This window comes from Altererythrobacter sp. MTPC7, assembly GCF_042851395.1.
Taxonomy (GTDB): domain Bacteria; phylum Pseudomonadota; class Alphaproteobacteria; order Sphingomonadales; family Sphingomonadaceae; genus CAJXSN01.
The window spans coordinates 145,071-157,969 of sequence record NZ_BTGS01000006.1; the positions used below are offsets into that span (position 1 = coordinate 145,071).

A 12,899-nucleotide genomic window follows, 5' to 3' on the forward strand; every position below is an offset into this window, starting at 1 on the left:
CGATCTTGCGAAGATTTTCAAACGACCAGAGCGGTGCGACGCTCATGGAATTCGGGCTTATCGCGCCTGTCCTGATGACCCTGCTAATGGGCATTTTCGATATCAGCTACAACATCTACGCGACTGCCATCCTGGAAGGTGCCATGCAGGAGGCTGGGCGCAACTCCACGATCGAGAATGCGACGACTTCCACGATAGACAACCGTGTCGAGGAACAGGTCCATGCGGCAGTCCCCAATGCCAGCATCACGTTCGCCCGCACCGCTTATGCGGAATATACCGATATCGGCCGGCCGGAAGACTTCACCGACCTGAACTCCGATGGGGTGTGCAATGACGGAGAGCCGTTCGAGGATGTCAATGCGAATGGCGTCTACGATACCGATCGCGGGCTGTCCGGCCAGGGCGGCGCGCGCAACGCCGTGGTTCTGAAGGCGACGATGACCTTCGACCGCTTCTTCCCGGTGGCATCGTTCGTCGGCCTTCCTTCGACCTATACGACGAGCTCCACGACTGTGCTCCGCAACCAGCCCTACGATATCAATGAAGTGGCACCTGCGACGGAGAATTGCCTGTGACCGCATTCGGCCGCAAATGCAAAGCGCTCCTGCGCAACCGAAGCGGCGTCGCGATGACGGAATTCGCGCTGGCTGCCCCCTTGCTGCTGGGCATCTCGCTGTATGGAATGGAAACGGCCTATCTCACGGTCGTCCACATGAAGGTGAACCAGGCCGCGATCCACGTGGCCGACAATGCCTCGCGCATCGGGGACGTATCGACCCTGGACAACCGCGCAATCTACGAAGCGGATATCAACGACCTGCTTGTCGGCGTCGACCTCCAGGTCGGCAACCTCGATATCTTCGAACATGGCCGGGTCATCATTTCCAGCCTGGAAACCAACCCCGACAACACGGCCCAGCAATGGATCCACTGGCAGCGCTGCAAGGGCAAGCTGGGCTGGGTTTCGACCTATGGCCAGGAAGGCGTCAAGGGCGGCTCGTTCCAGGGCATGGGTCCGATGACCCAGAAGGTGAAAGCGCTGCCCGGCGATGCCGTTATGTTCGTGGAAATCGCCTATGATTTCCAGCCACTCTTCGGTGCGACTTTCGTCGGAGAGGGGCGTATCCACGCCTATTCCTCTTTCACCGTCCGCGCCGACCGCGACCTGACCCAGATCTACCAGCGGGACACTACGTCACCCGACCCGGTGGCTTCATGCACGACCTTCGATGACCTCTCAGGCGAGGCAGGTTCGGGCGGAATCGTCAATCCCGGTGGAGGCATGCACGGCCCCGGTGGCGGTCCGGGCGGAGGCAGCTCGGGCGGAGGCGGAACCAGCGGCGGCGGCGGTGGTGGTGGTGGCGGCCCCGGCAAAGGCGGCCCCGGCGGAAAAATGTGACCCGCTCCAGCGCTTTTAAACCGCCTCGGTCTTAATCCACGTAACAAACCTTCTTAACGGCCTTCACGATCCGGTCGCTGTCGAGGATCGCCAGCTTTTCCAGATTGGCAGCGTAGGGCAGCGGCACCTCTTCGTCCGTGACCCGCAGCACCGGCGCGTCGAGGTCGTCGAAGCCCTCCTCCATGCAGATCGCGATGATTTCCGAAGCGATGGAGCAAGTTGGCCAGCCTTCCTCGGCGACGACCAGGCGGTTCGTTTTCTTCAGGCTTTCGAGGACGGTCCTCTTGTCGAGGGGGCGCAGCGTACGAAGGTCGATGACTTCTGCATCGATCCCCTCTCCGGCAAGCTGCTCGGCCGCTTCCAAAGCAAGCCCGACGGCAATCGAATAGGCGACAATCGTGACATCGCTACCCTCGCGCATGATGCGCGCCTGGCCGATGGGCAGGACCCAGTCGTCCATATCGGGCACATCGAAGCTGCGACCATAAACCAGTTCGTTTTCAAGGAATACGACGGGGTCTTCCGTCCGGATTGCGGCTTTCAGCAGGCCCTTGGCGTCCGCTGAATCGTATGGTGCGATGACAATCAGGCCGGGCACGCTGGCATACCACGGGCCGTAATTCTGGCTGTGCTGCGCCCCCACCCGGCTGGCGGCGGCATTCGGCCCCCGGAACACGACGGGACAGCGCATCTGCCCGCCCGACATGTAATTTGTCTTGGCCGCAGAGTTCACGATGTGGTCGATCGCCTGCATCGCGAAGTTGAAGGTCATGAATTCCACGACCGGGCGCAGGCCGCCCATCGCCGCGCCGGTGCCGATGCCGGCAAAACCGTATTCGGTAATCGGCGTATCGATCACCCGCTTGTCGCCGAATTCATCCAGCAGGCCCTGCGTTACCTTGTAGGCGCCCTGATACTCGGCGACTTCCTCGCCCATCACGAAGACCCGGTCGTCCCGGCGCATTTCCTCGGCCATTGCATCGCGCAGGGCTTCGCGAACGCTGGTGGAAGTCATGGAGGTGCCTTCGGGCACGGCAGGGTCGGCGACAGCGGCACGTTCCTGTTTCGCAGGCTTCGTCGCCTCGGCTTCGGAAGGCTCGCGGCCCACATCCTTGCCTTCGCCTTCTACGTCGGTCTTTGCCTGCTCCTCGGCAGCCTCCGAACCGGCTTCTGGCGCGTCCATATCGCTCGCGTCTTCGCCGTCGCCTGCCAGCATGGCGATGACGGTGCCGACCGCCACGTTCTCCGTGCCTTCCTCGACAAGGATCTTGCCGAGCGTCCCTTCGTCGACGGCTTCGAATTCCATCGTCGCCTTGTCGGTTTCGATCTCGGCGATGATGTCACCGATTTCGATCGTATCGCCCTCGGACTTGAGCCATTTGGCGAGCGTTCCTTCCTCCATCGTCGGGGAAAGCGCGGGCATTTTCAGTTCCACAGCCATGCTCAGTACTCCTCCACCAGGACATCGGTGTAGAGTTCGGACGCATCCGGCTCGGGCGAATTTTCCGCGAAGTCGGCCGCCTCGGACACGCGGGCGCGGATGGCCTTGTCGATGGCCTTCAGCTCGGCCTCATCCCTGCCGCCTTCGATCAGGGTCTTCTTGATCAGGTCGATGGGATCATGATGATCCTTCTGGTCCTGCACCTCCTCCCGCGTCCGGTATTTCGCGGGGTCCGACATGGAGTGACCGCGATAACGATAGGTGTTGAGTTCCATCAGGACCGGTCCGTTCCCGTCGCGAACATATTTGAACGCGACCTCCGCAGCGGCGCGGACTTCCAGAACGTCCATTCCGTTCACTTCCATTCCCGGGATGCGGAAGGCCGTGCCACGGCGATAGAATCGCGTTTCCGCGCTCGACCGTTTCGTTGCCGTGCCCATCGCGTACTGGTTGTCTTCCACCACGAACACGATCGGCAGCTTCCACAGCGCGGCCATGTTGAAGGTTTCGTAGACCTGCCCCTGGTTGGCAGCACCATCTCCAAAATAGGCGAGGCAGATGCCGCCGTCGCCGCGATATTTGTGGGCGAGCGCGAGGCCGCCGCCGAGCGACACCTGCGCACCCACGATACCGTGGCCGCCATAGAATTTATGCTCGGTGCTGAACATGTGCATCGAGCCGCCCTTGCCCTTCGAGATGCCCGCCTGGCGACCGGTCAGCTCCGCCATGATGACATTGGGATCGATGCCGTAGGCGAGCATGTGTCCGTGATCGCGGTAGCCGGTGATCACGCTGTCCCGGTCGTTGTCGAGCGCGGATTGCAGACCGATGGCGACCGCTTCCTGGCCGATATACAGGTGGCAGAAACCGCCGATCAGCCCCAGACCGTAAAGCTGTCCTGCGCGCTCTTCGAACCGGCGGATCAGCAGCATCTGCTCGTAGAACTCCAGCATCTGCTCTTCGGAGGCGGCAAACTTCTTCGCCTTCTCGAAATCGTCCTGCAGGCTGTGAAGAGCGAAGTCCTCGTCATCCTTGGTCGCGGGTTCGGCGGGTGTGTTGCGGGCTTTCGAAGGCTTGGCCAAGCTCGTCATTCCTCTTGCAGTGCGCGGCACGGGTACCGGCTATCGACGCACCGCACCCTCTACCGTTCCCTTGGCAGGACCGCTACGGCTTCGCAATGTTTCCGAATAGGAATGCAGACGCGCATGCGTCTGGACGAGCCCGGATTATTTGCCCTCGGGCTCCAGCTCGAGCACGATTTCATCGGGGTGCAGCACATGCATGTTTTTGCGCAGCAATTCGCCGACCATGTCGGGATCGGCCCGGTCCGGATGCAGCGCATCGACACGCCCCCTCAACTCGTCACGCTCCGCTTCGAGCACGGCGAGCTGCGCTTTACCCTGTTCGAGCAGGCTGGCCTGTTCACCCCAGGCAAGGAGCCCGCTAGGCCCCAATAGAGCTAGCCCGGTCAGGACGAGCAGAGACACCAGGGCAACGCCCTGCACGGCCTGTTGCCGTGTCGAAACCAGTCTGTGCCCGCTTTGCGCCATGCCCACGTAAGAATCATAGTTACCAGCCGGTTACAAGCGGAATTTCGCCTTCTGCGACCAAGTGATTCAAACGATTCGCTTTTAATAGGAGCGCGGCAGCCCCAACACGTGTTCGGAGAGGTAGCTGAGGATGAGGTTCGTCGAGATCGGAGCCACCGTATAGAGCCGCGCCTCGCGGAATTTGCGCTCCACATCGTATTCCTCGGCAAAACCGAACCCGCCATAGGTCTGGACGCACATGTCGGCCGCGGCCCAGCTTGCTTCCGATGCCAGCATCTTGGCCATATTGGCTTCTTCCCCGGCATTGCCACCTTGGTCGTAGACCTCCGCCGCATGATGGACCATCAGTTCCGCCGCGCGCATCTGGGCATAGCAGCGCGCAATCGGGAACTGGATGCCCTGGTTCTGGCCGATGGGCCGGCCGAAGACCTGCCTGTCCTTCGCATACTCGCTCGCGCGTTCGATGAACCATTTCGCATCGCCGATGCATTCCGCCGCAATGAGAACGCGCTCTGCATTCATGCCGGACAGGATGTAGCGGAAGCCCTTCCCCTCTTCTCCGATCAGGGCGGATTTGGGTATACGCAGATCGTCGAAGAACACCTCGCACGACGAATGGTTCATCATCGTCCTGATCGGCTTGATCGTCATCCCGCCCGATGCCTGCGCCTGTTGCATATCGACCAGGAACAGGGAGAGGCCTTCTGTCTTCTTCTCAGTCTCATCCTTCGGTGTCGTGCGGGCGAGGAGCATCATCAGATCGGAATGCTCGGCCCGGCTGGTCCAGATTTTCTGGCCGTTGACGACATAGTCCTCGCCATCCGCCTCGGCGAAGGTGCGCAGGGAGAGCGTATCGGTCCCGCTGGTCGGCTCGCTCACCCCGAAAGCCTGCAGGCGGAGCGTCCCGTCGGCGATTTTCGGCAGGTAGTGCGCTTTCTGCTCGTCGCTGCCGTAACGCAGCAGCGTGTTCATGACATACATCTGCGCGTGCGCCGCGCCGCCATTGGAACCCGACGCCTGTATTTCCTCCATGATCACGGCGGCCGCGTCCAGTTTCAGGCCGCTGCCGCCATATTCCTCGGGGATCAACGCAGCGAGGAAACCGGCGCGCGTCAACGCGTCGACGAATTCGGAAGGGTAGGCACGCTCGCGGTCCTTCTCCCTCCAGTACTCGTTCGGAAATTCATCGCACAGCGCACGAACGGCGCGGCGGATTTCGTCGAGGTCTTCGCGGTTTTGCATGAGAGCTGCTCCAGACATCCATTCTGTTTTGCACTCCCTTGGCAAGCATGGAGCCTGCCGACAACCGCGGAACCGCGCCGGGCCTGGCGGGCTTTACAATTGCGCCCCGATTGCCCTATATAGTTTCTATTGAAACCAGTTTAGCGATTAGCCCGGAGAGACCTTCCCATGCCAGACCTGTTCGAAAACCCCGCCGGCCTCGATGGATTCGAGTTCGTCGAATTCTGCGCGCCTGAAAAAGGCGTTCTGGAACCTGTTTTCCAGGCGATGGGCTTCACCCAGGTGGCGAGCCACCGGAGCAAGGACGTTCATCTCTGGCGGCAGGGGAACATCAACCTCATTGCCAATTACGAGCCGCGCAGCGCAGCGTGGTATTTCGCCCGCGAGCACGGCCCGAGCGCGTGCGGGATGGGCTTCCGCGTGAAAGACGCTGCCAAGGCGTACGAACACCTTATCGAAAAAGGCGCGGAGCCGGTCGCCAACGAACCGGGCCCGATGGAACTGAGCATTCCTGCCATTCGCGGCATTGGCGGCGCGATCGTCTACCTTATCGATCGTTGTGCCGACGAAGGCGAGGACGGCCTGTCGATCTACGACATCGATTTCGAATATTTGCCGGAGGTCGAGAAGCACCCCGAGGGCGCGGGCTTCAGCCATATCGATCACCTGACGCACAACGTCTATAACGGCCGCATGGCCTACTGGGCCGATTATTACGAGACGCTGTTCAACTTCCGCGAAATCCGTTTCTTCGACATCAAGGGCGAATATACCGGCCTGACCTCGAAGGCACTGACCGCGCCCGATGGCAAGATCCGCATTCCGCTCAACGAGGAAGGCGAAGGCGGCAAAGGCCAGATCGAGGAGTTCCTGAAGGAGTTCAACGGCGAAGGCATCCAGCACATCGCCCTGATCTGCGACGACCTCGTGACGGCATGGGACCGGCTGAAGGAGTTCGGCGTGCCGTTCATGACCGCACCGCCTGCTACCTATTACGAAATGCTCGACGGCCGCCTGCCGGATCATGGCGAACCGGTCGGGGAACTGCAGACGCGCGGCATCCTGATGGATGGCACGACCGAAGGCGGCCAGCCCCGCCTCCTCCTCCAGATCTTTGCCGAGGCGCAGGTCGGACCGGTGTTCTTCGAATTCATCCAGCGCAAGGGCGACGAAGGCTTCGGCGAAGGCAATTTCAAGGCCCTGTTCGAAAGCATGGAACGCGACCAGATCAATCGCGGTTCTTTGAAGGTGGACGAAAAGGAGCCTGCAGAATGAGCGCGCACCCCATCTCTCTCGGCGGCGTCCATCACGCCGCCTATCGCTGCAAGGACGCGAAAGAGACCGTCGAATGGTATCGCGACGTCCTCGGCATGGAATATACCAGTGCCTTCAGCGAGGATCACGTGCCCTCGACGGGCGAATACGACCCCTACATGCATGTCTTTCTCGACGCGGGGAACGGCAACATCCTCGCTTTCTTCGAACTGCCCAACCAGAAGGACATGGGCCGCGACGAGAACACGCCGAAATGGGTTCAGCATCTCGCCTTCAAGGTCGGCAGCGAGGACGAATTGCTGGCCGCGAAAGCCCATGTCGAGAGCCTCGGCATAGATGTCCTTGGCCCAACCCATCACGGTATCTTCAAGTCGATCTATTTCTTCGATCCGAATGGCCACCGGGTAGAACTGGCCACTGATATCGGCACGAAAGATCAGTATGACGAGCTGAAGCGCGTCGCCATGCCGATGCTCGACGAATGGAGCGAGACGAAGAAAGCACCGCGTCACGCCGACTGGCTACACGAGATTGCGCGCAAGGAGCATGGCGAAGCCGCCAAATAGGCCGATTTCGGAACCTCCCTGTCCATCGATGCGTTACGGCGCACAAATTGGACAGGGATTTTCATGACGACGACCACGACACCGACCGCGCCGGGCGAAACCTACGACCGCACCGTGAACACGGTTGCCACATTGCAGGATACGCTGGTCGACATGGCGGAGGGGCTTATCGCCGCCCTCCCCAATCTGGCCATCGGCCTCGTCGTGCTGTTCATCACCTGGATAGTCGCCAAGTTTGCGGCCAAGATCGCCGACCGGCTGACGGGCAAGACCGATATCCGGCCCAGCCTGAAAAACCTGATCGACACTCTGGTGAAACTGGCGATCTGGCTGGTCGGCCTGATGGCCGCGCTGGTCGTGATGATGCCGGGCTTCACACCCGCAAGTGTCATTGCCGGTCTCGGCATCGGCGCCGTCGCGATCGGCTTCGCATTTCAGGACATCTTCGAGAATTTCCTCGCAGGCGTGCTCATCATGCTTCGCGAAAAGATGCGGATCGGCGATGTGATCGAATGTGAAGGAATTACCGGCAAGGTCGAGCACATCACGCTGCGCGAAACCTATGTCCGCAAGCTGTCGGGCGAGGTCACGCTGGTTCCCAACTCGATGCTGTTCAAGAACCCGGTCGAGATCCTGACCGACGAGACGCAGCGCCGCCACGAAATCATGGCAGGCGTGTCCTACGATACCGATCTCGACCAGGCGGCAAAGGTCATCCGCGCCTCGGTCGAAGGTTGCGAAGCGGTCGATAGCGACAAGGGTATCGATGTCTTCGCCAACGAATTCGGCGACAGTTCCGTCAACTTCAAGGTGCGCTGGTGGTCCGGTTCGAAGCCCCGCGACATGTGGGAATCTACGGACGAAGTCGTTCGCGCAATCAAGCGCGGCCTCGACGATGCGGGCATCGAAATCCCGTTCCCCTACATCACCCATACCTTCAAGGAGCGGGTACCGCTGGGCAAGGAACCGGGTGAGCCGAACTCCGCGGACTAGCTTTCGCAGCGCGGGTCCTCCATCGGCAATCCGATGACAGGTGACATGCAAACGCAGCCCGGCAGGAACGGCAAGGTTGAGGCCGGACCCAAGGGGCTCTCGCGGCGAAGCGAATTCGCGCTCGCCGCGATGACCGGGGCGACGGTTGCCAATGCCTATTACGTCCACCCGATCATTGCGGAGATCGGGACGGATTTCGGTGTCGGGGCGGCGAGTATCGGCCTCGTGCCCGCTGCAAACCAGATCGCCCTGGCGCTTGGCATCTTCCTTCTCCTCCCGCTTGGCGATCGCTTTTCCGCACGCCGCCTTTCCCTGATCCTGTCGGCAGCGCAGGCCGCCTCGCTGTTCCTGATGGCCTTCGCCGGGAACTTCTTCCTGTTCCTCGCCGGATCGACCTTGCTCGGCTTCTTCACGATCGTGCCGTATCTGACACCGTCCTACGCGTCCAAGCGCGTGCCGCCGGACAAGTTGGGTAGCGTCACGGCAACGCTGACGGCCGGCATCATCGTCGGTATCCTCGTCGCCCGTGTCGGAGCCGGGATCGTCGCGGAATATCTCGACTGGCGAATGGTCTACTGGATCGCTGGCGCGATCATGGTCGCAACGACCCTGTCCGTGCCCGTATTTCTCGAGCCTCGCCGGGCAACCGCCGAGCCGGTGCACCGCACGCCCTATTTTACTCTCGTCGGCTCGACCCTCACGTTGATGCGCGAATACCCGCTGGTCATACGCTCCGGCCTGATCCAGGCGCTCAATTTCGGCATCTTCCTGTCGGTATGGCTCGCCCTCGCCTTCCACCTGACGAGCGACGAAATGGGATATGGGACGGATACTGTCGGGTATCTTGCTGCTATTTCGATCGTCAGCGTATTCGTGACACCGGCGCTGGGGCGATGGTCGGACCGGGTCGGGCCTTACCGAGCACGATTCTGGCTCGCGGTCGGCCAGGCCACCGGTATCGCGCTTCTCTGGCCCTTGGGGAACAGTCTCTGGCTCCTCCTGATCCCGCTGAGCATCATGAACCTCGCCGGACCGGCAATCGACGTGGCGGGCCGCATGACCTTCCTGTCCCTCGACCCTGAGGTGCGGACCCGGCTGATGACGGGCTACATCATCCTCATGTTCTGCGGTGCAGGCGTTGCAAGCTGGGCGGCGCCGGCAGCCTATGAATGGGCCGGATGGCCGGGGACAGCCACTCTGGTCGGTGTGATGTCTGCAGGAATCGTCGCGCTGTCCTGGCGCGGGATGCGGACGGCCTCTCAGCCTGCCTGAAGCTCGTCCAGAAATTCGCGGATGCGTTTCGCGTTCTCGCCCAGATCGCTGATACCGACCCTGCTGACAGAACGCATGTCGACCAGCGAACCATCGCCATCTTCGACCACGCGAAGAACGACGTCGTCGCGGAATTTCAGCCAGCTGGCATAGGCCGTGGCTTCCAGGCGGCCTTCTTCGGCAGAGACGTCCGCTATCGTCCAACCACGCGCTTCGGCGAGCGATTGCGCGCGGGCAATGACTTCTGCCGGAGGCGCGGCGATACGCACGGTGTCGAGGTCGCCATAGGCCTCCGCATGCAGGCGGCGCCATTCGTCTTCGCCGGACAGCCCGCGCAGGTTATCGGGCGAAAGCGAAAGCGCGGTGAAGCTTGGCGGATCATCCAGATCGGTCGTCGCATCGTGAATGGCCGGCAAGCCGCTCGTCGACAGGACCGGCACGGCCAGCGCGCCGACAAAGAAACCGCCGATAATCAGGCCCAGCAGTGCGGGCCGCGCATGCGGCCAGCCCTTGCGCCAGTTCAGGAAGAGCGCGACCAGTCCAAGTAGTGCCGCGAGCGCTGCAACCGGGGTGCTGTAGAAAAGGGAGAAGAAGCCCGGCATCTTGCCGATCAGGTCGTAGCGAGCCAGCGTCATGCCGCCGAAGGCCACGATGGTCGCTGCAATTGCGAGGAAAAACGATGCCCGACTGATCCGCCGCGTCCAGGGGTGGGTACCGTCCGTCATCGCTATCTCCCGCCTCGCAAGTGGTGTCCCCGAGAGGATTCGAACCTCCGGCCCCCGGATTAGGAATCCGATGCTCTATCCAACTGAGCTACGGGGACCCGAACGCGGCAATACGGGCGACTCGCCCCGCTGGCAACGCTGTTGCATGCGTTCTAGTTCGCCTCCTCCGGCGGGACGACCGGGACCAGCAAGGGCGCAATGCCGATCCCTTCCTCGATCAGGTCGAGCGCCTCTTCCTTCGTGGCGCGGCCGTGGATCAGCTTCTCGTCACGCTCGCCGTAGTGCATTTCGCGCGACTGGGCCGCGAAATCCTTACCCACCCAGGTGCTGTCCTTGATTGTTTCGCGCTGCACCTTTGCAAGCGCGGCCATGGCGGCCCTGACTTTTTCCGGCAGCTTACCGCCTTCGAGGCCCGTATCGCCCCTGCTTTCCGTTTTTCCGGTGGTCGTAAGCGTATTGCCCTTTGCGAACACGGCCGGAGCCATCGGGGCCTTGGCTACGGCCTGCGATCCGCATTCGGGGCAGGAAACGAGTCCCCGCTCCCGCTGGTCGGCAAAATCGCCGCTCGACCGGAACCATATCTCGAACCGATGCGCGTTGTCGCATGACAGGTCGTAAACGATCATACGATCGACTTAGGAATATCGCGCCGGTTGGCAAGACTGGGAACCTGCGCCCGCACCTGGGAGATCCGCTGCGGGTCGATTTCCGCAAAACCGATGCCCGGCTCCTCCCCACCAAGGTCGAGCAGGACCTCACCCCAGGGGTCCACCACGAGGCTGTGGCCGTAGGTCTCGCGGCCATCCTCGTGCCTTCCTACCTGCGCCGCAGCAACTACATAGGCGCTCGCCTCAATTGCGCGGGCCCGTTGCAGGATGTGCCAGTGCGCCTTCCCAGTAGGCTTCGTGAAAGCGGCCGGTATCGCAATCGCGTCGCAGCCTGCGCGGCCCAATGCATCGAACAGGGCCGGGAACCGGATATCGTAGCACACGGTCAGCCCCAGCGTGCCGAGAGCCGTATCTACCACACAAGGCGCTTCGCCAGCGCGGTAGGCATTGGACTCGCGCCAGCTTTCCCCGCTGTCGAGATCGACGTCGAACATGTGCATCTTGTCGTATCGGGCGATGATTTTACCCGACCGGTCGATGACGAAAGAGCGATTGACCCACTTGCCGCCTTCATCGACGCGAAGGGCAAGCGAGCCAATCGCAACCGAGATATCGTTCGCAGCCGCTGCCTCGCGCGCGGCGGCAAGAACTGGATCGGTCTCTTCGGTGCAGATCGACTGCGCCGCCCGGGCCCGGTCCCTGTCAAGCAGTCCGGTCATCTCTGGAGTGAACAGCATTGCCGCACCGCCCTGCGCTGCCTGCCCGGCTGCGTCGGCCAGAGCGGCTGCGTTCCTGACCGGGTCGATGCCCGTCTGCATCTGGGCGATGGCGATGCGGGTCATCAGCCTGCCAGAAGGGCGTCCAGCCTGCCTTCACGCTCCAATGCTGCAAGATCGTCCGAGCCGCCTACATGCGTATCGCCGATGAATATCTGCGGGACCGTTCTCGCCCCGGGGGCGCGCTCCAACATCTCGTCGCGCTTCGGGCCGCCCATGGTGATGTCGAACTCTTCGTAATCCACGCCTTTTTCGTCGAGCAGGCGTTTCGCCCGAACGCAGAAACCGCATCCGAACTTGGTGTAGATATCGACTTTGGGATTAGCCATTCTCGTTCCTTTTCATGCCCTTGGCGTGGTCTTGAAACCGCCGGGCCCTTACCTAAATACCGTAATGCAAGCGGTGCCGATACCGGGCCGCTTTGCACTCTACAACGGATGCCGTGCCTTGCGGGTCCGACATATCATTCGAATTGCTCACAGGAGAGTTTGTATGTCCCGTTTCGATTTCACGCCCTATCGCCGCAGCACCGTCGGTTTCGACCGGCTGTTCGACATTCTGGAAAACCAGAACCGTGCCGGCGGGGGCGATAATTACCCCCCTTTCAACATCGAGAAGCGCGGCGATGACGATTATCGCATCACGCTCGCGATCGCCGGTTTCCGGGAACAGGATCTCGACATCACCGCCCAGCAGAACCTGCTGACGGTCATCGGCCGGAAACGCGAAGATTCGCCTGAAGGTGAAATGCTGCATGTCGGCATCGCCAATCGCGGTTTCGAACGCCGTTTCGAACTTGCCGACTACGTGCGGGTGAAGAACGCCGATCTCGCCGATGGCCTGCTGACGGTCGACCTGGTACGCGAAGTGCCCGAGGCGATGAAGCCGAAGAAGATCGCGGTGAACGGCCAGCAGCCGTCACTGTCCGTGGTCGAGGCCGACGAGGATGATGGCGAAGAGACCAACGCCGCCTGATCGACCGCTCGATCCTTAACGCAAAGGGGCCCGCCCGGCATTCGAGCCGGTGCGGGCCCTTTTTCATGCAGCCC

General features: G+C 61.7%; 15 protein-coding genes and 1 tRNA gene. 7 read left to right on the forward strand and 9 right to left on the reverse strand.

From position 1 onward, the window contains the following. Nucleotides 1-44 precede the first annotated feature (44 nt). Both ACGHJ7_RS07150 and ACGHJ7_RS07155 read left to right on the forward strand, forming a co-directional pair. On the forward strand, nt 45-578 hold the full coding sequence (locus ACGHJ7_RS07150; RefSeq protein ID WP_390475853.1) for a TadE/TadG family type IV pilus assembly protein: 534 nt from the start codon (nt 45-47) through the stop codon (nt 576-578). 53 nt (nt 579-631) lie between these two features. Then, a complete protein-coding gene (locus ACGHJ7_RS07155; RefSeq protein ID WP_390475855.1) occupies nt 632-1,402 on the forward strand; it encodes a TadE/TadG family type IV pilus assembly protein in 771 nt (256 codons plus the stop codon). Nucleotides 1,403-1,433: 31 nt separating this feature from the next. Here the strand turns inward: ACGHJ7_RS07155 and ACGHJ7_RS07160 are convergent, their stop codons facing one another. From ACGHJ7_RS07160 to ACGHJ7_RS07175, 4 genes are all read right to left on the reverse strand, one after another. Beyond that, nucleotides 1,434-2,843: a pyruvate dehydrogenase complex E1 component subunit beta gene (locus tag ACGHJ7_RS07160; protein ID WP_390475857.1), complete on the reverse strand. Its 1,410-nt coding sequence runs from the start codon at nt 2,841-2,843 to the stop codon at nt 1,434-1,436. A 2-nt stretch (nt 2,844-2,845) separates the two neighbouring features. Then, nucleotides 2,846-3,934, reverse strand: a complete 1,089-nt coding sequence (pdhA, locus tag ACGHJ7_RS07165) for a pyruvate dehydrogenase (acetyl-transferring) E1 component subunit alpha (protein ID WP_390475859.1) — start codon at nt 3,932-3,934, stop codon at nt 2,846-2,848. Between the two features lie 135 nt (nt 3,935-4,069). Then, on the reverse strand, nt 4,070-4,393 hold the full coding sequence (locus tag ACGHJ7_RS07170) for a septum formation initiator family protein (protein ID WP_390475860.1): 324 nt from the start codon (nt 4,391-4,393) through the stop codon (nt 4,070-4,072). Nucleotides 4,394-4,474: 81 nt separating this feature from the next. Then, nucleotides 4,475-5,635 carry an acyl-CoA dehydrogenase family protein gene (locus ACGHJ7_RS07175; protein WP_390475863.1) on the reverse strand — a complete coding sequence of 387 codons (1,161 nt, stop codon included), beginning with the start codon at nt 5,633-5,635 and terminating at the stop codon, nt 4,475-4,477. 168 nt (nt 5,636-5,803) lie between these two features. On the opposite strand from ACGHJ7_RS07175, the gene hppD reads away from it, so the two are divergent. The 4 genes from hppD to ACGHJ7_RS07195 all read left to right on the forward strand — a co-directional run bounded on the left by hppD (nt 5,804) and on the right by ACGHJ7_RS07195 (nt 9,741). After that, nucleotides 5,804-6,910 carry a 4-hydroxyphenylpyruvate dioxygenase gene (hppD, locus tag ACGHJ7_RS07180; protein ID WP_390475865.1) on the forward strand — a complete coding sequence of 369 codons (1,107 nt, stop codon included), beginning with the start codon at nt 5,804-5,806 and terminating at the stop codon, nt 6,908-6,910. Then, nucleotides 6,907-7,476 carry a VOC family protein gene (locus tag ACGHJ7_RS07185; protein WP_390475867.1) on the forward strand — a complete coding sequence of 190 codons (570 nt, stop codon included), beginning with the start codon at nt 6,907-6,909 and terminating at the stop codon, nt 7,474-7,476. Before hppD ends, ACGHJ7_RS07185 begins: the two co-directional genes overlap by 4 nt. Nucleotides 7,477-7,539: 63 nt before the next feature. Next, the gene (locus ACGHJ7_RS07190; RefSeq protein ID WP_390475869.1) at nt 7,540-8,469 is read left to right on the forward strand and encodes a mechanosensitive ion channel family protein; all 930 of its coding nucleotides are present in this window, start codon (nt 7,540-7,542) and stop codon (nt 8,467-8,469) included. A 45-nt stretch (nt 8,470-8,514) separates the two neighbouring features. Further along, nucleotides 8,515-9,741 carry an MFS transporter gene (locus tag ACGHJ7_RS07195; protein ID WP_390475871.1) on the forward strand — a complete coding sequence of 409 codons (1,227 nt, stop codon included), beginning with the start codon at nt 8,515-8,517 and terminating at the stop codon, nt 9,739-9,741. On the opposite strand, the gene ACGHJ7_RS07200 is transcribed toward ACGHJ7_RS07195, so the two are convergent. The 5 genes from ACGHJ7_RS07200 to grxC all read right to left on the reverse strand — a co-directional run bounded on the left by ACGHJ7_RS07200 (nt 9,729) and on the right by grxC (nt 12,179). Then, nucleotides 9,729-10,466: a DUF1499 domain-containing protein gene (locus ACGHJ7_RS07200; RefSeq protein ID WP_390475872.1), complete on the reverse strand. Its 738-nt coding sequence runs from the start codon at nt 10,464-10,466 to the stop codon at nt 9,729-9,731. The genes ACGHJ7_RS07195 and ACGHJ7_RS07200 overlap by 13 nt on opposite strands. A 21-nt stretch (nt 10,467-10,487) precedes the next feature. Beyond that, nucleotides 10,488-10,564 (reverse strand) — tRNA-Arg (locus ACGHJ7_RS07205). Nucleotides 10,565-10,618: 54 nt separating this feature from the next. Beyond that, nucleotides 10,619-11,092, reverse strand: a complete 474-nt coding sequence (locus tag ACGHJ7_RS07210; protein ID WP_390475874.1) for a DUF1178 family protein — start codon at nt 11,090-11,092, stop codon at nt 10,619-10,621. Further along, nucleotides 11,089-11,916 carry a carbon-nitrogen hydrolase family protein gene (locus tag ACGHJ7_RS07215; protein ID WP_390475875.1) on the reverse strand — a complete coding sequence of 276 codons (828 nt, stop codon included), beginning with the start codon at nt 11,914-11,916 and terminating at the stop codon, nt 11,089-11,091. The genes ACGHJ7_RS07210 and ACGHJ7_RS07215 overlap by 4 nt, the downstream gene beginning before the upstream one ends. Continuing rightward, complete coding sequence (grxC, locus tag ACGHJ7_RS07220; protein WP_390475877.1) at nt 11,916-12,179, reverse strand: glutaredoxin 3; 264 nt, start codon at nt 12,177-12,179, stop codon at nt 11,916-11,918. Before grxC ends, ACGHJ7_RS07215 begins: the two co-directional genes overlap by 1 nt. 163 nt (nt 12,180-12,342) lie before the next feature. On the opposite strand from grxC, the gene ACGHJ7_RS07225 reads away from it, so the two are divergent. After that, nucleotides 12,343-12,825 carry an Hsp20 family protein gene (locus ACGHJ7_RS07225; RefSeq protein WP_390475879.1) on the forward strand — a complete coding sequence of 161 codons (483 nt, stop codon included), beginning with the start codon at nt 12,343-12,345 and terminating at the stop codon, nt 12,823-12,825. Nucleotides 12,826-12,899: the final 74 nt, after the last annotated feature.